Below are 14,031 nucleotides of genomic sequence, written 5' to 3' on the forward strand. Positions count from 1 at the left end.
TCGTCGCCCAGCACTTCCGCGTCTGGCCCACAACCATCTCCAGACTCGAACGAGGGCTCACCCGCGACGACGATCTGGCCCACGCCTACCGCGACTGGGTCCAGACCGCTTGACAGCAATAGGAGCATCAGTGGCAGTCGCCCGGCTGCGGTCGCAGGGCACCGTCGCCGCGGACGTGGCCGGTGTTTCATGGCGACGCGCCTTCGACATGCCGGTGGATCCCGGGGAGCGGCTGGTCATCCCCCTGGTCATCATCCCCCTGGCGGCGATCCTCGCGGCCAAGGCAGACCTCCCGGATGCGTAGTCCGCTGCACGGCGCGGTGGGAGAGCGGATGGCGCTCAAGGGCTACTACGCCGACTTCGAGAAGTACTGGCGTTCTGGCGGGGCGACTGGGACGAGTCCCTGCGGCTGTTGGAAGCGGCCCACGCGGACATGGCGAAGTACCACCGCAAGGTCGAGCGGAACGGCTTCGCGGCCCGGCGTGCCCGCGTGGTCGAAGCGCCGCTCAGCGACTACATGCGGTGGGAGCTGCACGCGCTGCGCGTCCGGGACGCGTGCGGGGCCCTGTTCGTGTCACCGACGCGGGCCGGGTGGCCCAGTACGAGGAAGACGGCCCGCTGCCCGAGATCTGCACCCTCGGCAGCCAGATGACGTACCAGGCGCTCTACGACGACCAGGGCGTCGCGTTCTGGATGCCGCGCTGAAGTTCACCGACCCTCAGCTCGCCCCTGCGTTGGCGCAAGCTCATCGTGAGCGTCTACGACGCCGGTGAGCCGTTGGGGGCTGGTTCGACGCCCACGTGGCGCCTCTTCCGCCACCACCGTGCCAAGGGTCGGGGCACGCCAACCGGTTCGACGGCTCCGCTTCGGCGCACACCGTCGGTCGAGGGCACTGGCACTCAGGGGAAGCGCAGGGTGAGGACGAGTCCGCCGTCGGTGCCGGGTTGTGCCGTCAGCGTGGCGTGGTGGGCCTCGGCGATGGAGGCGGCGATGGACAGTCCCAGGCCGTGGCCGGTGGTGGCGGTGCGGTCTGCGTCGAGGCGGCGGAAGGGCTCGAACAGGTCGGGGATCCATTCGGCGGGCACGTGGGGGCCTGTGTTGGTCACCGTCACGGTGGAGGCGTCGAGTCGTACGCGGACGTGACCGCCGGGGTGGTTGTACTGGACGGCGTTGTGGATCAGGTTCGTCAGCAAGTGCCGCAGGAGGACGGGTTCGCCGGGAACGACCAGCGGGGTGTCGGCGCCGACGTCGACGCGTACGTCGTTCCGGGCGGCCTGCGGGGCGAGTTCGGCGGTGACGAGGTGGGCGGTGTGCGCGAGATCCACGCCCTCGGTCCGGTCCGGGCCGCGGTCGCTGCGGGCGAGCAGAAGGAGCGCGTTGATGAGGTGTTCGGCTTCGCGGTTGGTGGTGAGCAGGTCCTCGCGGACATCGACGAGGCTCTCGGGGAGGGGGTCGGCGAGGCCGACCTGGAGGGCGGTGCGCTGGGCGGCGAGGGGCGTCTTGAGTTCGTGGGAGGCGTTGGCGACGAAGCGACGCTGACTCTCGAAGGCCTTCTCCAGTCGGTCGAGCATCGTGTCGAAGGTGTCGGCGAGGCGGTGGAGCTCGTCGTCGGGGCCGGTGAGCGCGAGGCGCTGGTGCAGGTTCTGTTCGCTGATGCGGCGGGCGGCTTCGGTCATGGAGGCGACGGGACGCAGTGCCCGTCCCGCGAGCCACCAGCCGAGCAGTCCGGCCAGCAACGCCATGACGAGGAGGCCGACGGCGGACCAGAGCACCATCTGGCGCAGCGCGGTGTCCTGGACGGCCTGCACGGTCTGGTCGATCTTCTGGATCATGAGGACGTCGCTCGGGACCGGAGAGGGACCGCCCGGCCGGACGGGGCTCACTGGCCCGAAAGGCGCCACCTGGCTGTCCGGCGCATCGCCGCGCTTGACCGACATCCCCTCGAGCTGCTGCTCCGTTCCGTAGCGCGCGAGCAGCACGACGAAGGCGAGCAGGGCGACACCGGCGAGCAGGAAGAGCAAGGAGATGGCGGCGGCCAGGCGGGCGCGGAAGGGCAGTCTGCTCAGCAGCGCCCGTGGTCGCGGCCGTGGCTTCAGTCGCACAGCCGGTATCCCTCTCCCTTGTCGGCGGCGATGAGGCCGGGGTCACCGAGCTTGCCGCGCAGCCGGCTGACGGTGGCGCGGACCGCGCTGGTGCGCGGGTCGAGGTGCTCGTCCCAGACGGTGCGGACGAGTACGTCGTGCCGCACCGGCGCACCACCGGCCGCGAGCAGCAGGCGCAGGACGGCGAACTCCTTCGGGGTCAGCTCCAGCGGGCGGCCGTCCACGGAGACTTCACGTCGCGCATCGTCCAGGGTGATGCTCCCGAAGCGCTGCACGGTGGGTTGCTGCTTGGGCGCGCGACGGCTCAGGGCACGTACGCGGGCGACGAGTTCGGGGAACTCGAAGGGCTTGGTGAGGTAGTCGTCGGCGCCTAGCGAGGTGAGGCCGTAGATCCTGTCCGTGAGTTCGCCCGCCGCGGTCAGCATCAGGATCCGCGGCGGGTCGACGAGTTCCCGCAGCCGTCTGCACACCTCGTCGCCGGTCATGACCGGCAGGTCGCGGTCGAGGATCAGCACGTCGTAGGCGGTGAGCAGACACATCCGCTCGGCCTCGTCGCCGGTGGCGGCGATGTCGACGGCCATCGCCTGGCGCCGCAGGCCGGTGGCGACGGTGCGGGCGAGCACACGGTGGTCCTCGGCTACCAGAACTCTCATGGCCCCATGAAATCAAGGTCATGATTGCAGCCGGATAAGGGTGCGGCCCCCGCCCGGAGCACTCCGGGCCAGTCCGGTCCGGTCCGGGCCCGGCCGGTCCTTATGCCGCTGTAACGCGCTTATCCTGCTGCAAACAGCGGGCTGCTTGTGTCTCGGGCATGAACTTCGTCAAGCGCGCCGGTATGAGCCTTGGTGCCAGAAAGTCCAAGACCGCCGCCCTGCTGGCGCTCTTCGTCGTCATCTGCACCCTGCTCCTCGGCGGCTTCCTGCTGCAGGCCGCCGCCGCCCGCCAGGAGGCCGACGCGCAGCGCACCATCGGCGTTGACGTGACCGTCAAGAAGAAGGGCCTCACCCCGGCCCTGGCCGACCGGCTCGGCGCCTTCCACCTGGTGCACCGCTACAACCCGGAGCTTTTGGTACGGGCCGGAGCGCGTGGCTTCACGCCGCTGACGTCGAATGCGCCGAAGCCGGGCGGCAGCGGTGCCGGGGAGAAGGAGGCGCGGGAAGAGGAAGAGCGGGAAGAGGAGGAAGAGGAGGAGCAGGGGCCGCTGGCCCTCAACGGTGTCCGTGACCTGGGCATGCTGCTGCCCTTCTCGTACGGCTCGACGAAGATCACGGCGGGGCGCGGCATCGCTCCCGAGGACGCGGGCCGGGACGTCGCGGTGATCGAGCGGCGCCTGGCCGACAGGAACCACCTCGAGGTGGGCGACACCGTCCGGGTGCGCTCCGGGGACGGCGAGCGCACGGCGGCCCTGACGGTCGTCGGTGTCTTCCAGGACCCGACGCGGGATCCGCAGGGCTGGACGCCGCCGCACGAGCTGCCCGGCAACGCGCTGTACGTGCCGGTGGGCATCGCGCGGCAGCTCCACACCGGCACCGCGACCGTCCGCGAGGCCGTGTACAAGATCGGATCGCCGGACCAGGCCGAGCAACTGTACGCCGAGGCCGAACGGCTCCTCGGTGCGGGCGGCTTCGACTTCCGCGTCAACGACAAGGCGTACAGGGACCAGGTCCGCTCGATCCAGCGGGTCGGCACGTTCGCGGGGCTGATCGTCTGGGCGATCGCCGTGGCCGGTGCGCTGATCCTCGGGCTCATCGTGACGCTGCAGATCCGCGAGCGGCGTACCGAGCTCGGGGTGCTGCTCGCGATGGGCGAGCGGAAGTGGCAGCTCATCGGCCAGCACGCGGTGGAGGTGGCGGCCGTGGCCGTGCCCGCCGTCGCGCTCGCCGCACTGGCCGGGGCGCTCGCCGGACAGCCCGCGGGGGACGCGCTCCTCGGCCCTCAGGACGACGAGCCTGCATCGGCACCGGCACCGGCACCGGCGGTTCGTGCGCCGGGGGCCGAGATCGCTCCGCCCACGGTGCGGGTCGAGCCGGCCGCCGTCGGCAAGGTCGCCGGGATCGGGCTCGGGATCTCCCTGGTCTCCACCGTCGTCCCGGGCATCGGGATTCTCCGCCTGCATCCCCGCTCCATCCTCACCGACACCGAATAGCCGGCGCCCCCGGCACGGACGAGAAAGCCGATCCCCATGAACTTCGTCAAACGCGCAGGGCTCAGCCTGTGGGCCCGCAAGGGCCGCACCCTCATCACCCTCGCCACCTTCCTCGTCATCTCCGTGATGGTGCTGGTCGGCATCCTGATCAACGACGCGACGGCCCGGGCCGAGCAGGACGCCAAGCGTTCCGTGGGCGCCGAGGTCAATCTCGCCATCGACATGGACCAGTTGAGCGGCGGCGGACAGCTCCAGGCCCCGCGCATCGACGCCGCGACCGTCGACGAGCTCGGGGCGCTGCCCCAGGTGCAGAAGTACACGTACTCGGCGTGGGACCGCGTCATCCTCAAGGGCGGCGCCGAACTGGCCGAGGGCGGGCCCAAGGACCCCATGGGGCCCGGCGGCACCGTGGGCATGGGCGTCCTCGACACCTCGCTGCTGCCCGACTTCCGCAACGGCACGTTCACCCTCCTGTCCGGCAAGCACCTCACGGCCGCCGACAAGGACAAGAAGCTGCTGCTGATCGAGGAGCGGCTGGCCAGGCAGAACGGCCTCGCCGTCGGCGACACGCTCACCCTGACCGGCAACGAGGAGAAGACCACGGCCGACTTCACCGTGGGCGGCATCTACCGCGACCCGAGCCCCAGCGCCGAACCCGACCCCGAGTACGCCATCAGCCCGGCCAACATGGTGTACGGAACGGTGGGCGGTTTCTCCGTGATCAACTCCGCGGGTGACGGGCCGCTCCAGGTCGGCGAGGCGACCTTCCTCCTCCAGGACGCCGACGTGCAGGGCGCGTTCAAGGACGAGGCGAAGCGGATCGCGGGCTCGGCGTTCGACGGCTTCAAGCTGGACGCCAACGACAAGGCCGTCCAGCAGATGACCGGTCCGCTCAAGAGCATCCGCTCCACGGCCACCGTCGCCATGTGGCTCATGGGCATCGCCGGCGCGGCCGTCCTGGCCCTCCTGGTCAACCTCGCCGTCAGGCAGCGCCGCAAGGAGTACGGCGTCCTGCTCGCCATGGGCGAGCGGAAGAGCAGGCTCATCTCCCAGCAGGCCCTGGAGATCGTCCTCGTCGCGGCCGTGGCCGTCGGCCTGAGCTCCTTGTTCGCCCCGGACCTGACCCAGAGCGCCGGCCAGGCGCTGCTCGGCAGGGAGGCCAGCTCCGCCAAGCAGAAGATCGACTCCTGGGAGGCCCCGCCGCCCGGCAGCACCGGCCTCAACGAGGGCATCGACATGAACGACAAGCCCGTCGAGAACGCCGACCCCATCGACACGATCACGGTGGCGCTCGACCCGGCGGACCTCGCCACCGTCGGCGGCGTCGGCCTCGGCATCGGCCTGCTCGCCACCGCCGTACTGGCCGCGTCCGTGCTGCGCCTGAGTCCCCGCACCATCCTCACGAAGGGCAAGTGACCCGCCATGACCAGCGACACCGCCGCCACCAACGCCGCCACCAACGCCGCCGCGACTGCCACCGCCGCCCCGCCCGTCCTGCGCCTCGCCGACGTCAGCCACACCTACTCAGGCCAGCGCCGCAGGACCACCGTGCTCAAGAGCATCGACTACGCCTTCGAACGCGGCACCCTCTACACCGTCCTGGGCCCCTCCGGCAGCGGCAAGACCACCCTGCTCAGCCTCGCCAGCGGCCTCGACACCCCTACCAAGGGCACGATCAGCTTCGACGGGCAGGACCTCACCAGGCTGGGTCTCGGCCGCTACCGCAACAAGCACGCCGCGACGATCTTCCAGCAGTACAACCTGCTCACCTACATGACCGCCCTCCAGAACGTCACCTGCGCCATGGAGATCACCGGTGCCAAACCCGGGACCGGAAGCCGCAAGGCCCACGCCCTGCGGCTACTGGAGAAGGTCGGTCTCGACGGGGCGACGGCCACCCGTAACGTGCTGCGGCTCTCCGGCGGGCAGCAGCAGCGCGTCGCCATCGCCCGCGCCCTCGCCTGCGACGTCGACATCCTCTTCGCCGACGAGCCCACCGGAAACCTCGACGAGGACACCGCCCAGGGCATCATCGACATCTTCCGCGAACTCGCCCACGATCAGGGCAAGTGCGTGGTCGTCGTCACCCACTCCCAGCACCTGGCCACGCAGTCCGACCGCATCCTCAGCCTGCGCAAGGGCAGGCTCACGGAACAGACGAACGCCCGGTGAGGACACGGATATTCGGTGTTCCGCCTGGCCCATGAGGACGCAAGATGATGCGCATGACTCTGGCCACTCCCGTACTGACGACCGACCGGCTGCGACTGCGGCCCTTCACCGACGCCGACGCGGACCGTCTCTACGCACTGCACAGCAACACCCACGTGATGCGCTACTGGGATTCCCCGCCGTGGACCGAACGGGCCCGCGCCGAGCGCTTCGTCACGACGTGCCGGAAGGTGGAGGCCGAAGGCACCGGAGCGCGGGTGGCCATCGACCGCGCTTCCGACGGGGCTTTCGTCGGCTGGTGCGGCCTGACCGAATGGAACCCGGTCTACCGCAGCGCCTCGCTGGGCTACTGCCTCGACGAGGCGATGTGGGGCCACGGCTACGCGACGGAGGCCGCGCACGCCTTGCTGCGGTGGGCGTTCGACACGCTGGACCTGAACCGGGTCCAGTCCGAGGCCGATACGCGCAACGCGGCATCCGCCCGGGTTCTGGAGAAGATCGGATTCGTGCGTGAAGGGACGTTGCGGGAGGACTGCGTCGTGAACGGCGAGGTGTCCGACTCCTGGGTGTTCGGGCTGATCAGGCGAGAGTGGCCGCCGTCGGCCAGGCCGCTTTGACGCGGACCGGCCCCCGGTGGGTCGGCTTCGCTCCGATCAGGCCGACAGGTCAAGCCGACAGATCGAGCTTCTGGAGCTTGGAGATGAACAGCTCGCTGAACAGGGTGGCGATCTCACACACTTCTTTGGGAGCGCTGGGTTCATTCCGGATGACCAGGGTGCTGAACGAGCCGCTGGAACCGACGACCACGAAGTCCGGGTCGGATCCGATCGAGACGTTCTGGTAGCAGGATTCGTCATCAGCGGTCTGGACAGCGTCGTAACCGGCTACCTCGATCTGCCGAGCACCCGGTGCGTTCGCCTTCTCGTCGCGCGCTTGGTCACTGGGGTACGGGATCCAACCGATCTGGATGCCTGTTGAGACCAGCCAGTAGCACGACTCGGCGGGACCCTCGGACAGGTCGATCGCGCGACCCGGCTGTGTGATCCCGTAGGCGGCACGCTCCTCATCGCTGAGCATGGCGCACGAGGACACGGCGTACCTGCCCATCGCCTGTGTCAGATCGGTTGCGCTGGGAGTCGGTGTGGAGGGACGTGACTCTGTGGACGGAGACCCGGACCCGGACGAGGAGCAACCACCGACGAGCAGGACCAGTACCGTGACCAGGAGTGTCGCTGGGTCGAAGCCTCGTTGCCCTGGGCTGGGAGACATGCGCCGAACCATAGTGTTCGAGCGACGGGAGGGGTCCCGGGCAGTCCTCCTGGGCACAGCCGCATCGGTCGTCACCGGGGGTTTTCCCCACCGCCGTTCCGGATGACCACCCCATCGAGTCGGCCGACCCCCTCGGGCATCGTGAACTCACGACGACGGAGGGTGGACACGTGATCAAGCACAAACGTGCGCGGGGCGGGGCAGCCACGCTGGCCGTGGCAGTCAGTGTGCTGGGAGGCACGAACCTGCCGGGTCACGCCGCCACAACGGCCACCACGGCGACCGCGACGACCACGGCGGCCACGGCGGCCACGGCCAAAGCCGCCACCGCACAGTCGTCCCACACCCTCGACGGCGCTCGGCTGCGCGCGATCATGCACCGGTTGACCACCGCGGACGGTGCGCCCGGAGCACTCGTCGCGACGCGGGACAGACGCGGCAGGGCGGCGCTGACCAGCGGCGTCGCGGACGTGGACAGCCGGGCGCCGGTGCGCGGAGACAGCCTGTTCCGGATCGGCAGCATGACGAAGCCCTTCGTAGCCACGGTCGTGCTCCAGTTGGTGGGGCAGCGCCTCGTCGATCTCGACGCCCCGGTGGAGCGCTACCTGCCCGGCGTCGTCCGCGGACACGGAAACGACGGCCGAGTGATCACCGTGCGCATGCTCCTCCAGCACACCAGCGGCCTGCCCGACTACCTCGACCACCTCAGCCCGCAGGACATCCTCGAGGACCCGCTAGCCCACCACGACACCCGCGACCTGGTGAACCTCGCGCTCGCCCACCCGCCGACCTTCGAGAAGCCCGGCGCGCAGCCCGGCTCCGAGTGGCACTACTCCAACACCAACTACCTGCTGGCGGGCATGCTCATCGAGAAGGTGACCGGACACTCGTACGGCGATGAGATCGAACGGCGCATCATCGAACCGCTCGACCTGGACGACACGTCCGTGCCGGGCGACGCCACGTCGATCCCCGGGCCGCACCCGCGCGGGTACGCACGCCCGGGCGAGGACGCGCCGCTCATCGACATCACCGAGTTCAACCCCTCCGTCGCAGGCGCGTCCGGCGAGATGATCTCCAGCGGCGACGACCTCAACCGCTTCCTGGACGCCCTCGTGCGCGGCGAGTTGCTGCGCCCGGCACAGCTCAAGGCGATGATGAGGACACGGCCGACCGGTGGTGACGACGGCCGGGAGTACGGCCTGGGTCTGGAGAGCCGGCCGCTGCCCTGCGGTGGCCTGTACTGGGGCCACGGCGGCGACATCTTCGGCTACCAGACCGCGGGCGGCGCGACGGCCGACGGCAGGCAGGCGACGGTCATGGCGAACGTCGACCCGGGGGGCACGGACGCGCAGGACGACGACATCGAAGCCGCCGTCCGGGCCGGGCTGTGCGAAGCCCGGCCCGCACACTCCCGGTAGCGGAGCCGGTTCGGGAACTCAGGAACTCAGGAACGACCCGGTGTTCGGCCCGGTGAGCTGCGTACCTGCGACCAGCGGGCCGAGCGGCACCCGCGCCGACCGAGGCGGACACGTGTGGATGTTCTCTGACGGTTTCGGCGCCGGGGGTGGCCGACCGGGCCGAGGTGGCTACCATCCGACGCGGAGTGTGGCGCTCGGGGTCGGAGGGCTGGTGTGAGGCGACGTTCCAGCAGGGGGCCGGTCGGACGCCGTCCGACGATCCGTCTGGCGTGCCGGCTCGTGGGCACGAAAGTCGGTGACCGGATCGTCCAGTGGTACATCGTTCATCCTCTCCAGACGTCCCGGCCGCCCAGGGGGTCCGCCATACGTCAACAGGTCTGCCCGACCTGCGACCAGACCGTCTGGTGCATCGTCCTGGGCATGGCCGAGACGCGCAGGCGCCGACGGATCCGAGGGGCCCTCGCACTGGCCGCCGCCGTCTCGACGGTCGTCCTGACAGGGCTGACGGTGGTGAACTTCGAACCCGAAGGGAGCTTTGGAGCCACTCTTGCCTTGACCTTCGGAGCCATGGGCGCCCTCGTCGCCGCTGCCTTCCTGTGCGACTCCTGGCTGGCCGAAGACGGAGTATGGCTGCGCAATCCGAAGACGGGCCGCCGGTATCCACGTTTCGGTCCCGTCCAGGACCCGTCCCACGGGCTCACGTACAAGTGAGCACACCGCCCGCACGGAAGCGGGCCCGGTACTCGCCGAGAGTACCGGGCCCGTCGCTCGCATCCGCCCCGTCCCCACAGGTGGGTGCGAGCCTCCACATGCCGCTTACATGTGGACGGCGGGGGCGGCGTCGGGGTCCGCCGCGGCCGGGACGCCGGGCCGGTAGAGCAGCACCGCGATCACTCCGCCGACGACGAAGAAGACGGCCGACCACAGGAAGCTGGTGGTGTACGACTCCATCGACGCCTGGGCCTGGACGAGCTTGTTGGTCGGGTCCCTGCCGACGAGGTAGGACGTGGCGGCGCTGGCGGCGAGGGTGTTGAGCAGGGGCGTGCCGATGGAGCCGCCGATCTGCTGCATCGTGTTGACGGAGGCGCCCGCGACTCCCGCGTCCTCGGTGGCCACGCCGCTGGTGGCGAGGCTCATGGCCGGGGCCATGATCAGGCCGATGCCGAGGCCGGCGATCAGGAGGGGCGGCAGGACGTCGGCGGCGTACGAGCTGTCCAGTCCCAGGGCGGTCAGCCAGAACATGCCGGCGGCGGCGAGTGCCATGCCCACGGGGACGACGATCTTCGGTCCGACGAACGAGAGGATGAAGGTGGTGGACAGGGTGGCCGACAGCATCAGGGTGGCCACCATGGGCAGGAAGGCCAGGCCTGTCTGGATGGCGGAGAAGCCCAGGGTGAGCTGGAGGTAGTAGGTGAGGAACAGGAACACGCCGAACATTCCGGCGCTGGCGACCAGCATGGCCACGAAGGACGCGCCACGGTCACGGTCCAGGAGCACGCGCAGCGGCAGCAGCGGGTGCGCGGCCTTGGTCTGCCACCAGGCGAACACGGCCAGCAGTACGCCGCCGGCGGCCAGGAAGCCCCACGACAGCGGCGAGCTCCAGTCGTGCGACTCGGCGTTGGAGAACCCGTAGACGATGCCGAACAGACCCGCGGTGACCAGAACGGTGCCGGGGATGTCGAGCTTGGCACCGCGCTCGCGCTCGGTGTTCTGCAGCAGCATCCAGCCGCCGACGAGCGCGACGACCGCGATGAAGAGGTTGACGTACAGGGTCCAGCGCCAGTTCAGGTACTCGGTGAGCACGCCGCCCAGCAGCAGGCCGACGGCCGCGCCGGAGCCCGCGATGGCACCGAAGATGCCGAAGGCCTTCGCTCGTTCCTTGCCGTCCGTGAACGTGGTGGTGAGAAGGGAGAGGGCGGCCGGGGCAAGCAGTGCGCCGAACAGGCCCTGCAGGGCGCGGCCGGTGACCAGTACCTCGAAGTTCGGGGCGGCGCCGGCTATCGCGGAGGCCACCGCGAAGCCGCCGATGCCCACCAGGAAGGCCGGCTTGCGGCCGAACAGGTCGGCTATCCGGCCGCCCAGCAGCAGGAGGCTGCCGAAGGCGAGTGAGTAGGCGGTGACGATCCAGGTTCGGTTGCCGTCGGAGAAGCCGAGGTCGGCCTGGGCGGACGGGAGGGCGATGTTCACGATGGTCGCGTCCAGTACGACCATCAACTGGGCGAGCCCGATCATCGCGAGGATCCACCAGCGGCGACCGGACGAGGCTCCGTCGGCCGGAGAGCCGGTGCCGGCCTTCCGGAGCGGGGTCGCCTCCGGCTCTGCAGTCTGTTGGGACATGGGGACGTTCTCCAGTACTTGACTCGGCGGGCAAGGACGAAACGAAACTGTTTCGTATCGCTACCAGCCTACGTCCTCCTGTTAGTGAACGCATGCGTTTCGATCGCCGATTTCGGTGTGATAGGAGCCACATGCGAGTGATCCGGGCGGATACGGGCGCACTCGTGGAATCAAGCGGAATCGAGCGGGATCAGCGGGATCAGCGGGATCAAGGAGATCGCGTGGCGGCGCGGCCGTCGTAGGTCTCCCGGTGGGTCAGTACGTCGTCCATGTGCGTCTGCGCCCAGGTCTTGATGGCGCGCATCAGGTGGTGCAGGGAGAGACCGAGGTCGGTCAGCTCGTAGGTGACCGTGACCGGGACGGTGGGGGTCACGGTGCGGGTGACGATGCCGTCGCGCTCGAGTGAGCGCAGCGTCTGGGTGAGCATCTTCTGGCTGACACCGGCCAGTTGCCGGGACAGTTCCGAGTAGCGCATCGGTCGCGGGCCGCCGGTGGCGCAGTCGGCGTCCGGCCGGTACGGGCCACTGCCCAGCGCGGACAGGATCAGCATGACCCATTTGCCGGAGATCCTCTCCAGGAGCTCCCGGCTCGGGCATGCCGCCAGGAAGGCGTCGTACTCCACCTTGGCCTGTGCCTTTTGCTGGGCCGCCGTGGTGGTTCTGGCCATGGGACGGTCCCCTCCTTCCCGTGGGTGGGTTACGCACTTCTGGGTGCCTGCTTCCCCTGGGGAAGCGGCTCTCCCCATACTGACGCAGAGGTCGCCGCGCGGCACCGTCACCCACCACCCACCCGGCTCCACCTGAAAGACAGAGGCATGAGCACATCCCCCGTTTCCCTTCCCGGCGGCACCTGGACCCTCGGTGACCTGACCGTCACCCGCTTCGGCTACGGCGCCATGCAGCTCACCGGCCCCGGTGTCATGGGCCCGCCCGCCGATCACGACGGCGCACTCGCCGTCCTGCGCGAGGCGGCCGGCCTCGGGATCACCCATGTCGACACCGCCGGCGCCTACGGGCCACGCGTGACCAACCGGCTGATCCGTGAGGCGCTGCACCCCTACCCCGCGGCACTGCGGGTCGTGACCAAGGTCGGCGCGGTCCGTGACGAGCAGGGCGGCTGGCCGCCGGCCCGGCGGCCCGAGGACCTGCGCCGCGCCGTCCTGGAGAATCTCGAGGATCTCGGACTCGACGCGCTCGACGTGGTCAATCTCCGGCTCGGTGACGCCCAGGGGCCCCGGCCGGGCTCGCTCGCCGAGCCCCTCGAGGCGCTGGCCGAGATGCGGCGGGAAGGTCTCGTCCGGCACCTCGGGGTCAGCAACGCCACGGCGGAGCAGGTCGCCGAGGCGCGGGCCCTCGCACCGATCGTGTGCGTGCAGAACATGTACAACCTGGCGCACCGTCAGGACGACGCACTGATCGACGAGCTCGCCGGCCTGGGCATCGCCTACGTGCCCTTCTTCCCGCTCGGCGGCTTCACTCCGCTGCAGTCCACGGCCCTGTCCGCGGTGGCCGCCCGGCTGGACGCGACGCCGATGTCGGTCGCCCTGGCCTGGCTGCTGCGGCGGTCGCCGAACATCCTGCTCATCCCGGGTACGTCGTCGGTGGCGCACCTGCGTGAGAACGTCGCCGGGGCGGGGCTCGCCCTCTCCGAGGAGGACCTCGCCGACCTGGACAAGATCGGCCGCTAGTGGCGGGCGGGCCCACGACACCGGGGGCGCGGTCGGTGATTGGACAGTCTGTCCCGGCAAAAGCGCCACTTCGGCGGCGTGTCGCCGGGACAAACCGTCCAATCGTGAGCCCCTAGCCACGGACCACCGGGCAGACCGCTGTCCCTGCCCGGCCCGTCCCCGGCCGGGACGCGTTCCGCGCGCGTCCGTGAAGTGTTTCCCCGCCGCACCCTTTCTGTTCGCCGGGCCTGGCTACCTTCGCGTGGCCCGGTCCGGCAGCAGGAGAGGTATGTCCATGAGCGCCCCTGTCCACCGAACCCCCGAACGGCCTTCCGTAGCCGCCCTCACAGCGACCCGGGAGCGTCGGGAGGAAGGACAGACCGGGAGTTCGTCAGCGTCGTCCGGGTCGTCAGGGTCGTCCGGGTCGTCCAGGACCTCGGCGGAACAGGCTCTCCTCGGGCTCCAGTCCAGCGCCGGCAACCAGGCGGCAACCGCCACGGTGCAACGCGCCAGAGGCAGGACCCTGGAGCGGACCCCGGGGACCGACAGCACCCGGCCCGGCTCGGCACCCGGCACCCGACGGGCGTCGGCCGGCCGCGCCCGAGCCGGCTCGGCACCCGGTGCCCTGGCCGACCACGCGCCCCTCGACACGGATTCCGGCACCCGGACCGTCTCGGACCCCGATGTCCGCAGCACCACCAGCCCTCCGGAACGCGCCGCGACACCCGAGGCCACCACGGCGACCCGCTTCGCCTCGTCGGGACGCACCCGGCGCGGCTCCGAGTCCGACACCCGGCCCGGCCCGGCCGGCCCCACCCGTCGCGGCTCGGTGTCCGGCACCCAGGGCATGGAAGTCGACCCCGGCTTCCAGGAGCACATCGACACGGCCAGGGACGAAGCACGCCTCGCCGCCGAGCG

14 protein-coding genes and 2 pseudogenes are annotated in these 14,031 nt (G+C 70.3%); 11 read left to right on the forward strand and 5 right to left on the reverse strand.

Features of this window, described 5'->3' with window-relative positions:
• The first annotated feature begins 130 nt into the window (after positions 1–130).
• The 3 genes and pseudogenes from KUM40_RS36085 (at position 131) to KUM40_RS36090 (ending at position 705) form a co-directional block, all read left to right on the forward strand.
• The gene (locus KUM40_RS36085) at positions 131–304 is read left to right on the forward strand and encodes a hypothetical protein (RefSeq protein ID WP_217170544.1); all 174 of its coding nucleotides are present in this window, start codon (positions 131–133) and stop codon (positions 302–304) included.
• Between the two features lie 108 nt (positions 305–412).
• A pseudogene (locus KUM40_RS42765) lies at positions 413–505 on the forward strand (hypothetical protein); the annotation flags it as partial.
• A gap of 50 nt (positions 506–555) precedes the next feature.
• Positions 556–705: a hypothetical protein gene (locus tag KUM40_RS36090; protein WP_217170545.1), complete on the forward strand. Its 150-nt coding sequence runs from the start codon at positions 556–558 to the stop codon at positions 703–705.
• 194 nt (positions 706–899) lie between these two features.
• On the opposite strand, the gene KUM40_RS36095 is transcribed toward KUM40_RS36090, so the two are convergent.
• Together KUM40_RS36095 and KUM40_RS36100 are read right to left on the reverse strand one after the other, a co-directional pair.
• Positions 900–2,102, reverse strand: coding sequence for a HAMP domain-containing sensor histidine kinase (locus KUM40_RS36095; RefSeq protein WP_308401313.1), 1,203 nt, complete (start codon positions 2,100–2,102; stop codon positions 900–902).
• The gene (locus tag KUM40_RS36100) at positions 2,093–2,755 is read right to left on the reverse strand and encodes a response regulator transcription factor (protein WP_217170546.1); all 663 of its coding nucleotides are present in this window, start codon (positions 2,753–2,755) and stop codon (positions 2,093–2,095) included. Before KUM40_RS36100 ends, KUM40_RS36095 begins: the two co-directional genes overlap by 10 nt.
• Before the next feature lie 158 nt (positions 2,756–2,913).
• Here KUM40_RS36100 and KUM40_RS36105 point away from each other — a divergent pair, with 158 nt between their 5' ends.
• From KUM40_RS36105 to KUM40_RS36120, 4 genes are read left to right on the forward strand one after another with little or no spacing between them, the layout of a single operon-like run.
• A complete protein-coding gene (locus tag KUM40_RS36105; RefSeq protein ID WP_217170547.1) occupies positions 2,914–4,248 on the forward strand; it encodes an ABC transporter permease in 1,335 nt (444 codons plus the stop codon).
• Positions 4,249–4,284: 36 nt separating this feature from the next.
• Positions 4,285–5,664 carry an ABC transporter permease gene (locus tag KUM40_RS36110; RefSeq protein WP_217170548.1) on the forward strand — a complete coding sequence of 460 codons (1,380 nt, stop codon included), beginning with the start codon at positions 4,285–4,287 and terminating at the stop codon, positions 5,662–5,664.
• A gap of 6 nt (positions 5,665–5,670) precedes the next feature.
• Positions 5,671–6,420 (forward strand): ABC transporter ATP-binding protein, encoded by a 750-nt coding sequence (locus tag KUM40_RS36115; protein ID WP_217170549.1) that lies wholly within the window; start codon positions 5,671–5,673, stop codon positions 6,418–6,420.
• A 53-nt stretch (positions 6,421–6,473) separates the two neighbouring features.
• Positions 6,474–7,037: a GNAT family N-acetyltransferase gene (locus KUM40_RS36120; protein WP_217170550.1), complete on the forward strand. Its 564-nt coding sequence runs from the start codon at positions 6,474–6,476 to the stop codon at positions 7,035–7,037.
• 49 nt (positions 7,038–7,086) lie between these two features.
• Here the strand turns inward: KUM40_RS36120 and KUM40_RS36125 are convergent, their stop codons facing one another.
• On the reverse strand, positions 7,087–7,701 hold the full coding sequence (locus tag KUM40_RS36125; protein ID WP_308401317.1) for a DUF3558 family protein: 615 nt from the start codon (positions 7,699–7,701) through the stop codon (positions 7,087–7,089).
• A 158-nt stretch (positions 7,702–7,859) separates the two neighbouring features.
• On the opposite strand from KUM40_RS36125, the gene KUM40_RS36130 reads away from it, so the two are divergent.
• Positions 7,860–9,110, forward strand: a complete 1,251-nt coding sequence (locus KUM40_RS36130) for a serine hydrolase (protein WP_217170552.1) — start codon at positions 7,860–7,862, stop codon at positions 9,108–9,110.
• Between the two features lie 420 nt (positions 9,111–9,530).
• Positions 9,531–9,821, forward strand: a complete 291-nt coding sequence (locus tag KUM40_RS36135; RefSeq protein WP_217170553.1) for a hypothetical protein — start codon at positions 9,531–9,533, stop codon at positions 9,819–9,821.
• Between the two features lie 105 nt (positions 9,822–9,926).
• Here KUM40_RS36135 and KUM40_RS36140 read toward each other — a convergent pair whose 3' ends face one another.
• Both KUM40_RS36140 and KUM40_RS36145 read right to left on the reverse strand, forming a co-directional pair.
• On the reverse strand, positions 9,927–11,447 hold the full coding sequence (locus tag KUM40_RS36140; protein WP_217170554.1) for an MFS transporter: 1,521 nt from the start codon (positions 11,445–11,447) through the stop codon (positions 9,927–9,929).
• A gap of 208 nt (positions 11,448–11,655) precedes the next feature.
• Complete coding sequence (locus KUM40_RS36145) at positions 11,656–12,114, reverse strand: helix-turn-helix domain-containing protein (RefSeq protein ID WP_217170555.1); 459 nt, start codon at positions 12,112–12,114, stop codon at positions 11,656–11,658.
• Positions 12,115–12,261: 147 nt separating this feature from the next.
• Here KUM40_RS36145 and KUM40_RS36150 point away from each other — a divergent pair, with 147 nt between their 5' ends.
• Together KUM40_RS36150 and KUM40_RS41840 are read left to right on the forward strand one after the other, a co-directional pair.
• Positions 12,262–13,134, forward strand: coding sequence for an aldo/keto reductase family oxidoreductase (locus KUM40_RS36150; RefSeq protein WP_217170556.1), 873 nt, complete (start codon positions 12,262–12,264; stop codon positions 13,132–13,134).
• Positions 13,135–13,612: 478 nt separating this feature from the next.
• A pseudogene (locus KUM40_RS41840) lies at positions 13,613–14,031 on the forward strand (hypothetical protein); the annotation flags it as partial.

Origin of the sequence: Streptomyces sp. AC512_CC834, assembly GCF_019049325.1 — a bacterium.
Taxonomy (GTDB): domain Bacteria; phylum Actinomycetota; class Actinomycetes; order Streptomycetales; family Streptomycetaceae; genus Streptomyces.